At 45.0% G+C, this 15,673-nt stretch carries 13 protein-coding genes; 10 read left to right on the top strand and 3 right to left on the bottom strand.

The window, feature by feature from the left end:
- Window positions 1-90: 90 nt before the first annotated feature.
- The 8 genes from prpC (at window position 91) to AC3CHU_RS08820 (ending at window position 10,635) form a co-directional block, all read left to right on the top strand.
- Window positions 91-1,293 carry a bifunctional 2-methylcitrate synthase/citrate synthase gene (prpC, locus tag AC3CHU_RS08855; RefSeq protein WP_488524385.1) on the top strand — a complete coding sequence of 401 codons (1,203 nt, stop codon included), beginning with the start codon at window positions 91-93 and terminating at the stop codon, window positions 1,291-1,293.
- A 101-nt stretch (window positions 1,294-1,394) separates the two neighbouring features.
- Window positions 1,395-4,031 (top strand): Fe/S-dependent 2-methylisocitrate dehydratase AcnD, encoded by a 2,637-nt coding sequence (gene acnD, locus AC3CHU_RS08850; RefSeq protein WP_488524384.1) that lies wholly within the window; start codon window positions 1,395-1,397, stop codon window positions 4,029-4,031.
- A 9-nt stretch (window positions 4,032-4,040) separates the two neighbouring features.
- Window positions 4,041-5,213, top strand: a complete 1,173-nt coding sequence (prpF, locus tag AC3CHU_RS08845) for a 2-methylaconitate cis-trans isomerase PrpF (RefSeq protein WP_488524383.1) — start codon at window positions 4,041-4,043, stop codon at window positions 5,211-5,213.
- A gap of 118 nt (window positions 5,214-5,331) precedes the next feature.
- Window positions 5,332-7,236: a propionyl-CoA synthetase gene (locus AC3CHU_RS08840; protein ID WP_488524382.1), complete on the top strand. Its 1,905-nt coding sequence runs from the start codon at window positions 5,332-5,334 to the stop codon at window positions 7,234-7,236.
- A 147-nt stretch (window positions 7,237-7,383) separates the two neighbouring features.
- Window positions 7,384-7,830, top strand: coding sequence for a hypothetical protein (locus AC3CHU_RS08835; RefSeq protein ID WP_488524381.1), 447 nt, complete (start codon window positions 7,384-7,386; stop codon window positions 7,828-7,830).
- A 238-nt stretch (window positions 7,831-8,068) separates the two neighbouring features.
- On the top strand, window positions 8,069-8,470 hold the full coding sequence (locus tag AC3CHU_RS08830; RefSeq protein ID WP_488524380.1) for a YMGG-like glycine zipper-containing protein: 402 nt from the start codon (window positions 8,069-8,071) through the stop codon (window positions 8,468-8,470).
- Window positions 8,471-8,662: 192 nt separating this feature from the next.
- Window positions 8,663-9,142 carry a GNAT family N-acetyltransferase gene (locus AC3CHU_RS08825; RefSeq protein WP_488524379.1) on the top strand — a complete coding sequence of 160 codons (480 nt, stop codon included), beginning with the start codon at window positions 8,663-8,665 and terminating at the stop codon, window positions 9,140-9,142.
- Between the two features lie 80 nt (window positions 9,143-9,222).
- The gene (locus tag AC3CHU_RS08820; protein WP_488524378.1) at window positions 9,223-10,635 is read left to right on the top strand and encodes a bifunctional NUDIX hydrolase/phosphatase PAP2 family protein; all 1,413 of its coding nucleotides are present in this window, start codon (window positions 9,223-9,225) and stop codon (window positions 10,633-10,635) included.
- Between the two features lie 100 nt (window positions 10,636-10,735).
- Here the strand turns inward: AC3CHU_RS08820 and AC3CHU_RS08815 are convergent, their stop codons facing one another.
- On the bottom strand, window positions 10,736-11,545 hold the full coding sequence (locus AC3CHU_RS08815; RefSeq protein ID WP_488524377.1) for a Cof-type HAD-IIB family hydrolase: 810 nt from the start codon (window positions 11,543-11,545) through the stop codon (window positions 10,736-10,738).
- A 185-nt stretch (window positions 11,546-11,730) separates the two neighbouring features.
- Between AC3CHU_RS08815 and queE the strand changes: the two genes are divergently transcribed.
- Window positions 11,731-12,399 (top strand): 7-carboxy-7-deazaguanine synthase QueE, encoded by a 669-nt coding sequence (gene queE / locus AC3CHU_RS08810; protein WP_308829676.1) that lies wholly within the window; start codon window positions 11,731-11,733, stop codon window positions 12,397-12,399.
- 60 nt (window positions 12,400-12,459) lie between these two features.
- The gene (queC, locus tag AC3CHU_RS08805; RefSeq protein ID WP_488524376.1) at window positions 12,460-13,155 is read left to right on the top strand and encodes a 7-cyano-7-deazaguanine synthase QueC; all 696 of its coding nucleotides are present in this window, start codon (window positions 12,460-12,462) and stop codon (window positions 13,153-13,155) included.
- On the opposite strand, the gene AC3CHU_RS08800 is transcribed toward queC, so the two are convergent.
- Both AC3CHU_RS08800 and AC3CHU_RS08795 read right to left on the bottom strand, forming a co-directional pair.
- The gene (locus tag AC3CHU_RS08800; RefSeq protein ID WP_488524375.1) at window positions 13,115-15,148 is read right to left on the bottom strand and encodes a diguanylate cyclase; all 2,034 of its coding nucleotides are present in this window, start codon (window positions 15,146-15,148) and stop codon (window positions 13,115-13,117) included. The two genes, queC and AC3CHU_RS08800, sit on opposite strands and share 41 nt — an antisense overlap.
- Window positions 15,149-15,310: 162 nt before the next feature.
- Window positions 15,311-15,661 (bottom strand): DUF2750 domain-containing protein, encoded by a 351-nt coding sequence (locus AC3CHU_RS08795; RefSeq protein ID WP_010438559.1) that lies wholly within the window; start codon window positions 15,659-15,661, stop codon window positions 15,311-15,313.
- Between the last annotated feature and the right edge of the window lie 12 nt (window positions 15,662-15,673).

Here is a 15,673-nt window from a genome sequence, read left to right as displayed (position 1 = left end):
CCATATCCAGTACCGATGATAAAGATCATCGGACATATAACCAGGCAGCACCAAAGAGTGCAGGCGGCTAACACAGAAAAGGAGTTCACCATGTCTGTATCTTTGAGTGATAAAGCAGCTGTCGAAAAGGCTTCAACAGAAAACCAACAACAAAGCGAAAAAATAGCCAGCGCACCTGCAATCGGTGGTGCTGGTCTACGTGGCCAAAGTGCGGGAACCACCGCGCTATGTACCGTAGGCCAGTCAGGAACGGGTTTAACTTATCGTGGTTACGATATTACCGACCTTGCTAATCATGCTCAGTTCGAAGAAGTGGCGCATCTGCTACTAAGGGGTCACTTACCCACTGAAAAAGAGCTCGATGATTACAAAATATTGTTGGTTGGTCTGCGCGGCTTGCCTCAACCTTTGAAAGCAGCACTAGAGCTTATCCCAGCAGACGCTCATCCAATGGATGTGATGAGAACGGGCTGTTCAATGCTAGGTAATCTAGAGCAAGAGTCTGACTTCTCCGAGCAACTGCCTGCGACTGAACGAATGCTCGCGCTTTTCCCTGCCATTATTTGTTATTGGTACCGCTTTAGCCATGATGGCGTGCGAATTGATACTGAAGATCAAAGTGAAGCCTGTCTGGGTGGCTACTTCTTGAAAATGCTAACGGATAAAACACCTAGTGAACTTCATAAGAAGGTGATGCACTGCTCGCTAACCCTTTACGCGGAACATGAGTTTAATGCTTCAACCTTTGCGGCTCGAGTTTGCGCATCAACTTTATCTGACATTCATTCTTGTGTTACCGCAGCGATTGGCACGTTAAGAGGCCCATTACACGGTGGCGCAAATGAAGCGGCGATGGAAATGATCCAAGATTGGCAAATCGTTGATGAAGCGGAAGCGAACATCATGAATATGCTCGCTAACAAAGACAAAATTATGGGCTTCGGTCATGCCATTTATCGTGAGAGCGACCCACGAAATGCTCTAATCAAGCGTTGGTCAAAAGAGCTAGCTCAAGAGGTGGGCGATAAACAGCTTTATGCTGTATCTGAACGTGTTGAAGCGGTAATGAAGCGAGAAAAAGGGCTGTTCTGTAATGCCGATTTTTTCCATGCTTCTGCTTATCACTTTATGGATATTCCAACCAAATTGTTTACTCCGATCTTTGTGATGAGCCGCCTTACAGGTTGGACGGCGCATGTGTTCGAACAAAGAGAAAACAATCGCATCATTCGTCCAAGTGCAGACTACACCGGGCCAGAGCATCAAGAATGGTTACCTATTCATCTACGTTAGCCCTCTATAACGAGCCGACTTATGTCTTGAGGTGACTTCCGTCTTCATACGACAAGGCCTCAAGAACCAACGAATAGAATTTAACAGATAATGGTGGATGTATGTCTGATGTGAAACTTGAACAAGCTCAGTACCTTGATAAAAATCAGTACCGAAAACTTTTACCCGGAACTCATTTAGAATATTACGATGCTTGCGAAGCGGTAGAAGCGATATCTCCGGGCAGTTATAAAACCTTGCCTTATACGTCGAGAGTATTGGCAGAGCAATTAGTAAGACGCTGTGATCCTGAAACCCTTGAAGACAGCTTAAAACAGATCATTGAACGCAAGAGTGACCTTGATTTCCCTTGGTATCCTGCGCGTGTGGTGTGTCATGACATTCTTGGTCAAACAGCCCTAGTAGATTTGGCTGGATTAAGAGACGCGATTGCCGACCAAGGCGGAGACCCTGCCAAGGTGAACCCCGTTGTCGAAACCCAACTGATTGTTGATCACTCTTTAGCCGTGGAACATGCAGGCTTTGATAGTGAAGCCTTTGATAAAAACCGTGCGATTGAAGAACGCAGAAACGAAGATCGTTTTCATTTTATTGAATGGTGTAAAACCGCGTTTAAAAACGTGAGTGTGATTCCTGCGGGTAATGGAATTATGCACCAGATTAACTTGGAGAAAATGTCTCCAGTGATTCAATCTAAAGAAGGAATCGCGTTTCCTGATACCTGTGTCGGCACCGACAGTCATACTCCTCATGTTGATGCTCTGGGTGTTATTGCAATAGGTGTAGGTGGCTTGGAAGCTGAGACTGTGATGCTCGGTCGTCCGTCGATGATGCGTTTGCCAGACATCGTGGGCGTTAAACTGACGGGTCAACGACAAGAAGGGATAACCGCAACGGATATCGTGCTTGCGATTACAGAGTTTCTTCGCAATGAAAGGGTTGTCTCAAGCTACTTGGAATTCTTTGGCGAAGGCGCACGTGCACTGACCATTGGTGACCGGGCAACAATATCTAACATGACACCAGAATATGGTGCGACAGCGGGTATGTTCTACATCGATGAACAGACCATTCAATACCTAAAGCTGACAGGTCGTGAGCCTGAGCAAGTTGAACTAGTCGAACGCTATGCCAAGCAAACCGGACTTTGGGCTGATGATTTAGATTCCGCTCAATACGAACGTGTGCTTGAGTTTGATTTGTCTAAAGTTGAGCGCAACCTTGCAGGGCCATCCAATCCCCATCGTCGTTTACCAACCAGTGAACTTGCCAAACAAGGCATTAGCCAGTCATCGTGGAAAGAACAACATTCGGCGAAATATAGCGATGAACAAATGCCCGATGGTGCTGTGATTATTGCTGCAATTACTTCTTGTACAAACACCAGTAATCCAAGAAACGTAGTCGCCGCAGCATTGGTGGCTAAGAAAGCCAATCAGCTTGGATTAGTTCGTAAGCCGTGGGTGAAAACGTCATTTGCGCCGGGTTCTAAAGTTGCCAAGCTCTATCTCGAGTCAGCAGGTTTGCTTCCTGAGCTGGAACAATTAGGTTTTGGTATCGTCGGTTATGCGTGTACGACCTGTAACGGGATGAGCGGGGCGTTAGATCCTAAAATCCAACAAGAGATCACCGACCGCGACCTGTACTCAACCGCTGTGTTATCTGGGAATCGAAATTTCGATGGTCGAATTCATCCTTATGCTAAACAAGCGTTTTTAGCGTCACCGCCATTGGTGGTTGCTTACGCTTTAGCGGGTACGATTCGCTTTGATATCGAAAAAGACAGCCTAGGTACAGACAACAATGGTAAACCAATCTATCTAAGTGATTTGTGGCCAAGTGATGCAGAAATTGATGCGGTTGTCGGTGAGCATGTTAAGCCTCAGCAATTCCAACAAATCTACGTGAAAATGTTCCAGCCAGACGAAGAACAGGTAACGACTGAACCGCTTTATGACTGGCGACCTCAAAGTACCTATATTCGCAGACCACCTTATTGGGAAGGAGCTCTTGCGGGAGAACGAAACCTATCTGGTATGAGACCTTTAGCGATTCTGGGTGACAACATTACTACGGATCACTTATCCCCTTCAAATGCGATTCTCGCTTCGAGCGCAGCGGGGGAATACCTCACCAAAATGGAAGTGCCGGAAGAGGACTTTAACTCTTACGCGACCCATCGAGGTGATCACTTAACCGCGCAACGAGCAACCTTCGCCAACCCTAAGCTGTTTAACGAAATGGTGAGGGACGCTGGAGAAGTCGTGCAAGGTTCATTAGCAAGGGTTGAACCCGAAGGTCAAGTTACGCGAATGTGGGAAGCGATAGAAACTTACATGAACCGTAAACAACCCTTGATAGTGGTTGCTGGTGCCGATTATGGACAAGGTTCATCACGTGATTGGGCTGCCAAAGGTGTGCGTTTAGCGGGTGTTGAAGTGATTGTGGCAGAAGGGTTTGAACGAATTCACAGAACCAACTTGGTTGGCATGGGTGTACTGCCTTTGCAATTCAAAGCGGGGACCAATCGCAACACCTTAGAACTGGACGGCACCGAGCTTTACGACGTGTACGGTGACATTGAAGCAGGTTCTGATTTGGCTCTAGTCATCACTCGTAAAAACGGTGAAAAGCTTGATGTTCCTGTGACCTGCCGACTAGACACGGCAGACGAAGTGAATGTTTATAGCGCTGGTGGAGTGTTGCAACGTTTCGCCAAAGACTTTCTTGCAAATTAGGAGCTAGTTATGAACATCAAACAGATAAAAGTACCTGCTACCTATATGCGGGGCGGAACAAGCAAAGGTGTCTTTTTCAACTTAAGTGACTTACCTGAAGCTGCGCAAGTTGCCGGAGAAGCTCGAGACGCATTACTTCTGCGCGTGATTGGTAGTCCAGATCCTTATGGCAAACAAACCGATGGCATGGGTAGCGCAACATCCAGCACCAGCAAAACCGTGATTGTTTCGAAAAGCAGTAAAGCCGATCACGATGTTGATTACCTATTCGGCCAAGTAGCAATAGACAAGCCGTTCGTTGATTGGAGCGGTAACTGCGGCAATCTGTCTGCTGCCGTAGGCCCATTTGCAATTCATAGTGGACTGGTCGATTCGAATCGTATTCCAGAAAACGGTGTGGTCGAGGTGCGAGTATGGCAAGTGAACATAGAGAAAACCATTATTGTTCATGTACCTATCGCTGGTGGCGAAGTTCAAGAGTTAGGTGATTTTGAACTCGACGGTGTGACTTTCCCCGCCGCTGAGATCCAAGTTGATTTCCTAGACCCCGCCGATGCGAGTGGCTCTATGTTCCCAACAGGGAATGTTGTCGATTTTTTAGATGTTCCCGATCTGGGTTGCATCAAAGCGACATACATTAATGCTGGGATACCCACCATTTTTGTTGATGCTGAATCGGTTGGTTACCAAGGCACTGAACTTCAATCAGATATCAATAGTGATACTAAAGCCTTGGCTCTGTTTGAATCCATACGAGCACATGGTGCAGTAGCGATGGGTCTTATTGATTCTTTAGAACAAGCTGAATCACGTCAACATACACCTAAAGTCGCGTTTGTTGCTAAGCCTCAAGCGTACCAAGCCTCAAGTGGTAAATCGGTTGCTGTCGAAGATACTGACCTTCTGGTGCGTGCTTTGTCTATGGGGCAACTGCATCACGCCATGATGGGTACGACAGCGGTCGCCATTGCTTCAGCTGCGAGTGTGCTAGGTACGTTAGTGAACTTGGCAGTCGGTGAGGGTTCCCGAGATTTTGTGACCTTTGGTCATCCATCAGGAACCTTAAAAGTGGGTGCTAAAGCTATTCAGACGGAAAGCGGTTGGAAAATAGAACGGGCAATTATGAGTCGTAGTGCCCGAGTGATCATGGAAGGTGCCATTCGAGTGCCTTTTCCTAAGTAAAGCGATTGTCGTGAACGGTTAAATGCTCACGAACACAACGCTGAGAAAAGAGTGCAATCAAGTGCTACTGCCAAAAGCTAGGCGGTTGGACTAATGGATAAATCATGGAGGAGGCACTATGTCTGCTACGAATCGAATGAACAGAAAAACAGACTATATCACCGAGTATCAATGGGCTAGGGAAGACCCCAATTCGTTTTGGGAAACACAAGCACAAGCGATAGATTGGTTTGAACCACCAAAAACGATATTACAAACTGACGATAACGGTATTGAGCGTTGGTTTCCTGATGGGGTAATGAATACGTGCTGGTTGGCGCTTGATTATCATTGTGAAAATGGGCGAGGTGGCAATACGGCGCTGATTTACGACTCTCCAGTTACAGGAACTCAATCCTCGTACACTTACAATCAATTGCGTGACCAAGTGGCTAAAGTCGCAGGTATGTTAGCCACGCAAGGCGTGACCAAAGGCGATCGAGTGGTGATCTACATGCCAATGATTCCTGAAGCGGCAATGGCAATGCTGGCTTGTGCTCGACTAGGCGCGGTGCATTCGGTGGTGTTTGGCGGTTTTGCTCCTCATGAACTTGCAGTTCGCATTGAAGATGCTGAACCTAAGGTGTTGATTACAGCGTCTTGTGGAGTCGAGATAAACAAGGTTCTACCATATAAGCCAATGGTTGACAGAGCGATCATGGACAGCCGTTGGAAACCAGAAAAAGTCGTGGTATTCCAAAGAGAGCAGTCTCTAGCCGAATTGAACAATGAACGTGATGTACTTTGGCAACAAGCGGTTAGCGATGCATTACCTCATGTGTGTGTGCCTGTTCTAGCTACTGATCCACTATACATATTGTATACATCAGGGACGACGGGTAAGCCAAAAGGCGTGGTGCGTGATAATGGTGGTCACGCGGTCGCGATGAAATACTCGATGAGCACTATCTACGATATGCCGCAAGATGGTGTGTTTTGGGCAGCTTCTGATGTCGGTTGGGTCGTGGGGCATTCCTATATTGTGTATGCCCCACTGATTCACGGTTGCACCTCTATTCTGTTTGAAGGCAAGCCGGTAAGAACACCCGATCCAGGCGCATTCTGGCGTGTTTGTGAAGAATACAATGTTGATGTGCTGTTTTCTGCCCCAACAGCGTTTAGAGCAATCAAGAAAGAAGATCCTGAAGGTGAGTTGCTCACCAAGTATGACTTATCATCGCTCAAGTCGATTTTTATGGCGGGAGAGCGTTTGGACCCGCCAACATTGGATTGGGTCGAGTCTCATACCAATAAACCGGTTATCGACCACTGGTGGCAAACCGAAACGGGTTGGGCTATTTCTGCCAATCCAACAGGGCTTGAATCTTTGCCTGTAAAAGCGGGTTCTTCAACCAAGCCAGTACCCGGTTACCAAGTGGAGATCCTCAATGAATTGGGTGAAATCGCACAAACGAATCAACAAGGGTTTGTGGCACTTAAACGACCATTACCGCCTGGTTGCTTACCTACGGTATGGCGCAATCATGATCGGTTTGAGTCTGGCTATCTGAGCCAATTCCCGGGCTATTATGTTTCGGGTGATGGCGGCTACCTTGATGAAGATGGGTATCTATTTATCATGGGTCGTATCGACGATGTGATAAACGTAGCGGGACACCGTCTGTCGACCGGAGAAATGGAAGAGATAGTGGGTGGTCACCCAGCCATTGCAGAATGTGCGGTAGTCGGTATTCACGATGACTTAAAAGGGCAGCTACCTCTTGGTTTAGTTGTGCTGAAAGATGGCGTAAAAGTCGATGGCATTGAGTTGCAAGCGGAGTTGGTTGGCAAGGTTCGCAATGAGATTGGTGCGGTCGCCTGTTTTAAGCAAGCCTTGGTTGTTGAGAGGCTACCTAAGACACGTTCAGGTAAGATCTTACGCAGAACTATCCGACAGATCGCAGAAGGTGAGCAGTATGTGGTGCCCTCGACGATTGACGATCCTACCAGCTTAACTGAAATTGCTGAAAAGCTCGGTAAATAGACGTTGTAGTTTAGGTAGTATCATCTTCGGCTTGTTGATTTATACATAAGCCAGCGCGATGGTTCAACTAAACTCTACTTTATTCATCCGCTTATCCATTGCGTTTACTATGACCTCATTATGAATCCCACATATTGAGGTCTTTTTATGCGAGCTTACTTTTTTTTGATTGCTTTACTGGTCAGTGGTGCTGCTAGTGCCAGTATTTCAAAGGATGAAGCGAGTAGAGCGTTGTTAGAACCTTTGAGCCATCCCAAGGTATTTAAATGTGTATCCAAGACTGGCGTCGATCTCTATCAAGCGGTTTTTGATATTGGAGTGGGATATGAAGCCGACCCGATTAACTCGAAGATGATCGTTAATTCAAGGAAAGGTCGCTACGAATATCAAATCTTAGGTGCGGTAAGATCTGAAAGAGCCGGAGAAATTGTCGTGTTGACTCGTCATGTGGGAGACGGTGTTAAAGTTGCCGCTATGATTGATGAGGAAAATGGCCAGGTACTGGGTATAGGAGATAAAAATCATTATCGAGATTGCGGTGTTAGGCCACCTCCAAGTACTGCGGATATGCAAAACTTTTGGTCTAAAGGCTAAGAGCGACATCTGAAAGAGAAGAATTATAGAGAAAGAGCGATTGAGGCGACCTAATTGGTCGCCTTTTTTGTGTCTGATGGATTAAGTACACCAATGCGATTCGTCATAAATCGGTTATGTGTTTACTACGAAATACATAGCTAAGTATGATGTATCGTCTAAAGGTAGCTTTATTTATCTGGTTAACAGTTCTGCTTAAAATGGCTCTACTCCAAACGAAGAACTAAGCGAGACTCCTATGAAATTCACTAAACCTTTTCTTTTAGCGACACTGATTGTGACTCTTTCTGGTTGTGCATCACCTGCAACTGACAACGAAAATGAAAACGCAGCGCGTAATCGTGGTGCAATAGGTGGTGCTTTATTAGGAGCGACAGCCGGTGCTCTAACTGGAGATGCGAGTTTAGCTGTGAAGGGCGCTGCATTAGGTGGCGTGACAGGTGGTGTTGCGGGTTCTATGAAAGACACTGATGACGCACGAAATGCTCAGCGAACCCAAGTCACTGCCGATGGTCTAGCGCAAGATAATCGTACTGAAGCTGAAAAGCGAGTTGCTGAAGTAGAGGCTGAAATTAAGCTTATTGAACTAGAACAACAGCTTGCCGAACTGAAAACTGAGAAAGGCAACGACGGAGTGTAGCTGCTAGTTCTTATTCTCGTTTTATCAGTTCGAAAAAGTTAATTCAAACAGAATGGCCACGTAATGTGGCCGTTTTTGTATCTAAAATACTAACTTCAAACAATGAATTAATTCAATAGCTTGTATAGATACTCACGCCAAGTAAACTAGACTCAGTTTAGATATTAATTTGGTTTGAGAAGCGCAATAGTCATGAATGTTACCTTAAGGGCTGCAAAGCACGCGGATTTGGAACAACTTAACGAGTTAATGTTTGATCTCCACCATCATCACCACCTTGCTAGCCCAGAGCACTTTAAAACGGCAGAAGAGATTGAACAGGAAAAAAGCATTGCACGGTACTTGGATGACCCTGAATGCTTGGTTTATGTGGCGTTAAAAGGTGAGCTCATTGTTGGCTTTATCTCCGGACATTTTTGTGAGCTTATCTCAACGGTGAGCAAACCAGTGCCGATGGGGAGCGTCGATGAACTGTTTGTCTTATCTGATTATCGAAAAGAATCGATTGCTGAAAAATTGTTTAGCAAAATTGAAAGCACTTTTGATGATTATGGGGTTGAACAAGTCTTTGTAGAGGTTTGGGACTTTAATTCACCTGCCAAGGACTTCTATCAAAAAATGGGGTTCACACCTCACATTCAATGGATGAGGAAGTCTTTGCACAAAACGTAGACAGCGATTTTGTGTGACTTTGATTACAATAGATGCATTAGCAGTCTTAAATTTCTTCTATTATTTTTTAGGTAAACTCGTTGGTTATTCGATATTTATTAGTTTTCATATTGTCTCTTTTGAGTACCACTTCCGCTTGGGCAAGCAACACTTTTCCCGATCATATCGCGGGCGCTTTGTGTGTAGTACGTGCCGATAACCAAATTGTGTTGGTTGATGAATTGATCACAGGTCATTTATCTCTTCCGGGTGGTACTGTGGTTGCTGGTGAGTCGCCAGCCGTAGCAGCGCAGCGTGAAACATGGGAAGAGGCTGGGTTGTCTGTTACCGTCGGTGATGTGTTGGGTTATACAGACAGTGCCGTTGTGTATGATTGCGTCTCTGACTCTGAAGTGATCAGTTACAAAGCTCGAAATGAGTTGGGTGGCTTTGAGCTGCCGATTTGGTTTGCGCCTCATTACGGCGTGGAAGTGAGTCGAGCGATGTTATTACCTCCAACTGAGTTGCAAGCTAACCAATACCGTTACCCAGATCAATGGTCTGAGATTAACGAGCTGTTTTTATCCGCGACGGACCAACCGGTGACGTATGTGACTGAGCTGGTGGGTGCGGCACCCAAAGTTCATCAAGTTGAATTAAATTGGATTGTGTCGCTCCAAAACGCGTTCGATAAGATGCCAAGCATGTTTGCGAATGCTGTGCTTTTGACAGACTTGTTAGCGAAGCCATGGGTTTTCATCGTGATATTGCCGCTAATTGCTTGGCATTTTGGGCGTAATTTCTCATTGAAGTTTGGCTTCACTTTAATCTCGGTGACGTTGCTTACTTTAATCGCACACCAAGGCTTTGGTTTTCCGCGTCCACACGCTTACTTGCCAACGTTGAAACTGGTGATGAGCAGTGGGTATAGCTTTCCAAGTCTGCTGGCTGCGTTGTGGGTGAGTTTAACTTTGTTAGTCTTTTGGAAACTAAAGCGCCTATTAGATCAAAAATCGATTTTGATAGTGCTCGCTGGCCTACTGTGGATCATGCTATTTAAGTCTTACTCAGGCAGTGCGTTCTTTAGTGATGTGGTAATGGGAGGCGTATTGGGCGCGTTAACGACTTGGCACATCGTGAGATTAGATGCGAAACCTGATGTTGATATTAGTGCTTTACTGAGTTCTAAAGGTGTCTGGTGGGCATTGTGCTTACTTTCCATCGTTCTCACGGTGATATGGCCACTGCCGACATTCTCATTCTGGGTCGCTATTTTGATGACGATTGCATGCCTAGTGACGTTAACAGACTCGAAACCTTTGGTCGGTCAGTTCTCATTCAAGATTGTATTTGGAGTGATGGCGATGTTGTTAGCGGGGAACCTGCTGATTAGCTGGGCAGGAAGTTTTGTCTCATTCAGTGGCATCGCTTCATTTATTGTTGATACCTTACGTTTCCCAATCTTGATACTGTTTGGCGTCGTGGCGTTTCGTCTGCCATGGAAAAGAGAGTAGGCGAACCGAATAATATAAAATCAAAAAAGGCTGTGCAGTGCACAGCCTTTGTCATTTGTGCCACAAGCAAAAAGTAATTCTCACTATAGCTGCTGAGCGTTTATGAGTTGAAGATAAACTTCTCAATCGCGACCGCTACACCATGGTCGTCGTTGCTCGCTGTAATGTGGTCAGCTAGCTTCTTGGTTTCTTCCATTGCATTGTCCATCGCAATGCCAAGGCCAGCGTATTCAAGCATATGGTGATCGTTTTCAGCATCGCCCATGCAGATCACTTCTTCCGCTTTAATGCCTAAGTGTTTAGCTATTGCTTTAATGCCGACACCCTTGTTTGAATTAGGGTTTAGGAATTCTAAGAAGAATGGTGCACTTTGCACGATAGTAAACTGGGTCTTAAGCCCTTGTGGCAACTTGCCGATGATTTCAGTCAGCTTGCTTGGCTCGGCGACAATCATAGTTTTGATGATTTCGTGGTCATCTTCTAGTTGAGGAAAGTCGAACTCGGTAATCTCTAAGCCATTAATACGCGCTTCAATAGCTGTGTACTCATTGTTTTCAGGCGTGATTAAGCCATGAATCTTGCTGAATGCATGAACATAACCGCCAAGCTGTACAGCGAGGGCTGCGATCTCTTTCGCGGCTTTACCATTGCTGATCTCACTGTGAATGAGTTCTTTTGTAGAGACGTTTTGAACCATAGAGCCGTTGTAGAAGAGCACAAAGTCATCTTCGCCCTTGATTGAAAGCTCGTCTAACTTACTCTGCATGCCTTCTAAAGGACGACCAGAAGCCAGAACCACTTTCACACCTGCAGCGCGTGCTTTGGCAATCGCGTCTTTGTTCTCTTGAGAAATTACTTTATCACTGTTGAGCAGTGTGCCATCCATATCAAGAGCAATCAGTTTGTACATGTTGTTCCTTACTAAAAAATTAAAAGCTAACGAAATCTAATGGGCGAAAGGATAAGGGAACTTGAAAGTTCAGGCTAGGGCTTTGATCAACTCATTTATCAGTACTCATTTGTTTGACCAAAAGGGGCAAGTGCTTTAAGGTCTGCGGTTGATTAATTTCATCAAATGATTGAGCTGAGGGTAAGTTGTACAAGATTAATGAAATGTTTGAAACCATCCAGGGCGAGGGCGTATTTACCGGCGTTCCTGCTGTTTTTGTTCGACTGCAAATTTGCCCTGTAGGCTGTTCTTGGTGTGATACCAAACAGACTTGGGAAGCGTTGCCGGAAGATGAAACGAGCCTTGGTGATATTATGGTTAAGACAAAGGATTCACCGACTTGGTCTGCAATTGATGCGCAAGGAATCGTGAATGAATATATCAAGCAAGGTTACACCGCGAAGCACATTGTGATTACTGGTGGTGAGCCGTGCATCTATGATCTTGTCCCTCTTACTGAAGCATTTGAGCAGCACGGTTGTCGCTGTCAGATTGAGACCAGCGGAACATCAGAAGTAAAAGCCACACCGGACACTTGGGTTACGGTGTCACCAAAAGTCGCAATGAAAGCCAAATTGGATATCCTTGATAGCGCACTCGTTCGTGCGAATGAAATCAAGCACCCTGTTGGTACAGGTAAAGATATCGAGCAACTAGATGCTCTTATTGCTAGAGCCGATGTTCCTGAAAATACAGTCATTGCACTTCAACCTATTAGCCAAAAAGAACGTGCAACGCAACTGTGTATTGATACCTGTATTGAACGTAACTGGCGTTTATCTATTCAAACTCACAAATATTTGAGCATCGCATAGGTTGCATTTGTTTACTGGCCTAGATAAGTCGCTAGTAGAAGATTCTCGTAAGGATTTAAGATGAAAAAAGCAGTCGTAGTATTCAGTGGTGGTCAAGACTCAACAACGTGTCTTGTTCAAGCTTTAGAAGAGTATGATGAAGTTCATGCGATTACGTTTGACTATGGTCAGCGCCATAGACTCGAGATTGAAGTTGCGGAGTCGTTGTCGAAAGAGCTTGGTGTGAAAGCGCACAAAGTGATGGATGTGACTCTGTTGAATGAACTGGCTATCAGCTCTCTGACTCGTGACGATATTCCTGTGTCTCATGAGCTACAAGAGAATGGACTACCAAACTCTTTTGTTCCTGGTCGTAATATTCTGTTCTTAACTTTGGCAGGTATTTACGCTTACCAAATCGGTGCAAATACCGTAATCACGGGCGTGTGTGAAACTGATTTCTCAGGCTACCCTGATTGTCGCAATGATTTTGTAAAAGCGATGAATTCTGCGCTTGTACAGGGCATGGACAAGAAGCTTGATATTAAAACACCACTGATGTGGCTGAACAAAGCTGAAACATGGGCGATGGCCGACCAATATTCAGCACTTGAGCTTGTTCGCAATAAAACCCTGACTTGCTACAACGGCATCATCGGCAGTGGTTGTGGTGATTGCCCTGCATGTGAACTAAGAAAAGTTGGCCTTAACGATTACCTAGGTGATCGCGAAGGTATTATGGCTGAGTTGGTTCGCAAACAGGCTGAGAATAAATAACATCAGGTAAGTCGATCGGGTCGTTATAAGCATCGATGATGCAGTTTCGGCCATTACTCTTCGCTTGATAAAGTGCTTGGTCAAGAACCGAGTACAAGTCATCAAAGTCACTTAATGCGTTTGAGGTTGCTAGATAAGCAAAACTCGCGGTTACATTAAGTGGCTTTTTGCTTTCTGTTAAGAAGACGGTGCTTGATATGGCGTAATGTAGCTCTTCGACGCGCTCTCGCACGTCTACAGGCTTGGTATTGGTTAGCATGATGAGAAATTCTTCGCCTCCTAAGCGACCAAACAATTCGTCATTCATTAAGTGTTTTCGTATTTGCTGGCTAATATGGACGAGCGCTCTATCACCGGTAGGGTGTCCATGTTCATCATTGATCTTCTTGAATCTATCCAGATCTAGCAAAACCAGAACGTGTTGCCTGTTCGCGTCTTTACTGCGTTTCACTCGTTTGATTCTTCGTATTATTTCGGTTCTGCCGTACGCTTTTGTCATTGCGTCAACAGCCGCTTTCGCACGAACCGTTTTGTTCACCAATATCGTAAAGCTCGCAGTACACAGCAATAAAATAATAAGGATGTTGTACATCAATCGCTGGTGTTCCATTTTTTCGATTTGAAAGCGGTCAATTCGTGTTTGATTGGCCAAGAACGAGCTTTCTAGTTGTTGCTCATACTTAGCGTGAGTCAGGTCTAGTGCTTCAAAAGCTAATCGATTATCGATGTCTCGCGCTTCCATCTGTATCGACGAGTATCGTTGGTAAAAGTAAAACGCCTGTTGGTAATCGATCAATGCTTGATGAATGTCAGAAAGCTGAAGAAGGGCTTTGGCAATGTACTTATGCCTTGTGACTTGCTCAGCCAACTCTAAAGCTTGCTGTGCATAATTCAATGCTTCCTGAGTTAGCTTCCTTTCTTCGAACATGTCGCTGATCGCTAAGTACGCGTTGATGCGAATGACATCGTTGTTTAGTGCGTTGGAGTCGGACAGAGACTCGACTAAATAGTCTCTCGCCAAATCATAGTTGTTGGTTTGTGTGTAGGCTTTGCCTAAACCAAGGTTTGTCAGAGCGATGCCGTAGTTATGAGATGAGGTACTCAACAGTACTTTGGCTTGCTTAAAGTGGGAAATCGCTAGGTTGCTTTGACCTTGACTAAGATACAAGTCAGCCAAGCTATGATGTACTTGAGCTTTCATCAAATCTGAAGCATCGGCTCTGAGTTCGAGCGCTTGTTCTAGGTACTGCGCTGATTTGTCGTATTGCTTGAGCTCTCTGAGCAAATTACCCACATCGTTATAGATACCGGAAATATCATGTCCTTGTGGGAACACATTGATCAGTGCGAGGTAGGTGCTTAATGCTGCTTGATAGTCGCTACGAAAATGGTGATTGTTGGCGATGACTCGATAAGTTCCAAATTTAGGCAATACTGGATCTGCGATGTCGTGTAAGTCCGATTGAAGTGCAGAACAGTAATAATTCGCTTGATGGTATTTTGCTTGCTCGTTCAGAGATCGACATAGTTGGTACTTTAGTAGGGCTCTTCCAGTCAAATCACTGCGCGACTGCATTTTGGCTAATAGGCTTAAAAAGCCTTGTTGCGCTTCGTCATATTGGCCTTGGCCGTCTTTCATCAATGCAGAAATAAACGTTTCTTCGATTGCTTGGTATTCGCGGTCGTTTGAAGCGATTCCATAGAATGGCTGATCTCGGTGGCTCATGTATTGATATAGAAGAGACGATAGGTAAAGCTTATCCCCGTATGTTGTTGAGCTCGTATAACGTGTTTGCAGAATGTTTAACGCACGCGATGGGGAATGAGTTAGAGTCGAGAGGTAGAGTGCATTCCAATCAGTATTTGGAGTCGTGTTTGAATCCAAATTAGATGAGTTGAAAGGAGAGCCCTGGTGACGATCTTGTGTTGATACTTGGCCATGAGAATAAAAGCTAATGAACAGTAGAAGGGTAATAAAAACAGAGTGAGTCACAAGAAACTATCTATAAGATAAAGAACGATATTCTATTATTAGTTTGATGTTGCTTCAATTTTTGAATGGAATAAGTAGGAGGTTATGCGAGGTAAGTCTCTAATTTGTTGATATTTATCAGAGGTGTATCGGTCGTACTGTTCGCACGACCGATATCGGAAATTAGATGTATAATTTCGCTAGGTCAGAAGGCTCAAGTTCTTTGCCTTCTAATGTTGCATTCCAGTTAGTACCAACAAGAACGCCGTCTTCAGCTAGAGTCAGTAACCAATCTTCTACAAAGATATCTAGTGGAATTTCTAATACTTCGAAGTCAGCCCACTCTTCAACGTTGTGAGTCTGAGCGTCTTCTTTTGAAGACCAAAAAGGCATCACTTCGCTGCTTTCGAATTCACTTGAGTCACATGCTAGCCAACCTTCTTCATTACGAAGGCCCCATACCAGTTTAGTTTCTTGTGTTTCAGAAACGAAAAGTTCTAGATTTGCTTGAGTATCAGCTGTTAGTTTGCTCATGGATTAATTCTC

Source organism: Vibrio sp. QJM3NY_39, from assembly GCF_057785895.1.
Note: the sequence above shows the minus strand (reverse complement) of the source record. Positions and strands in the feature narration are given on the sequence as shown.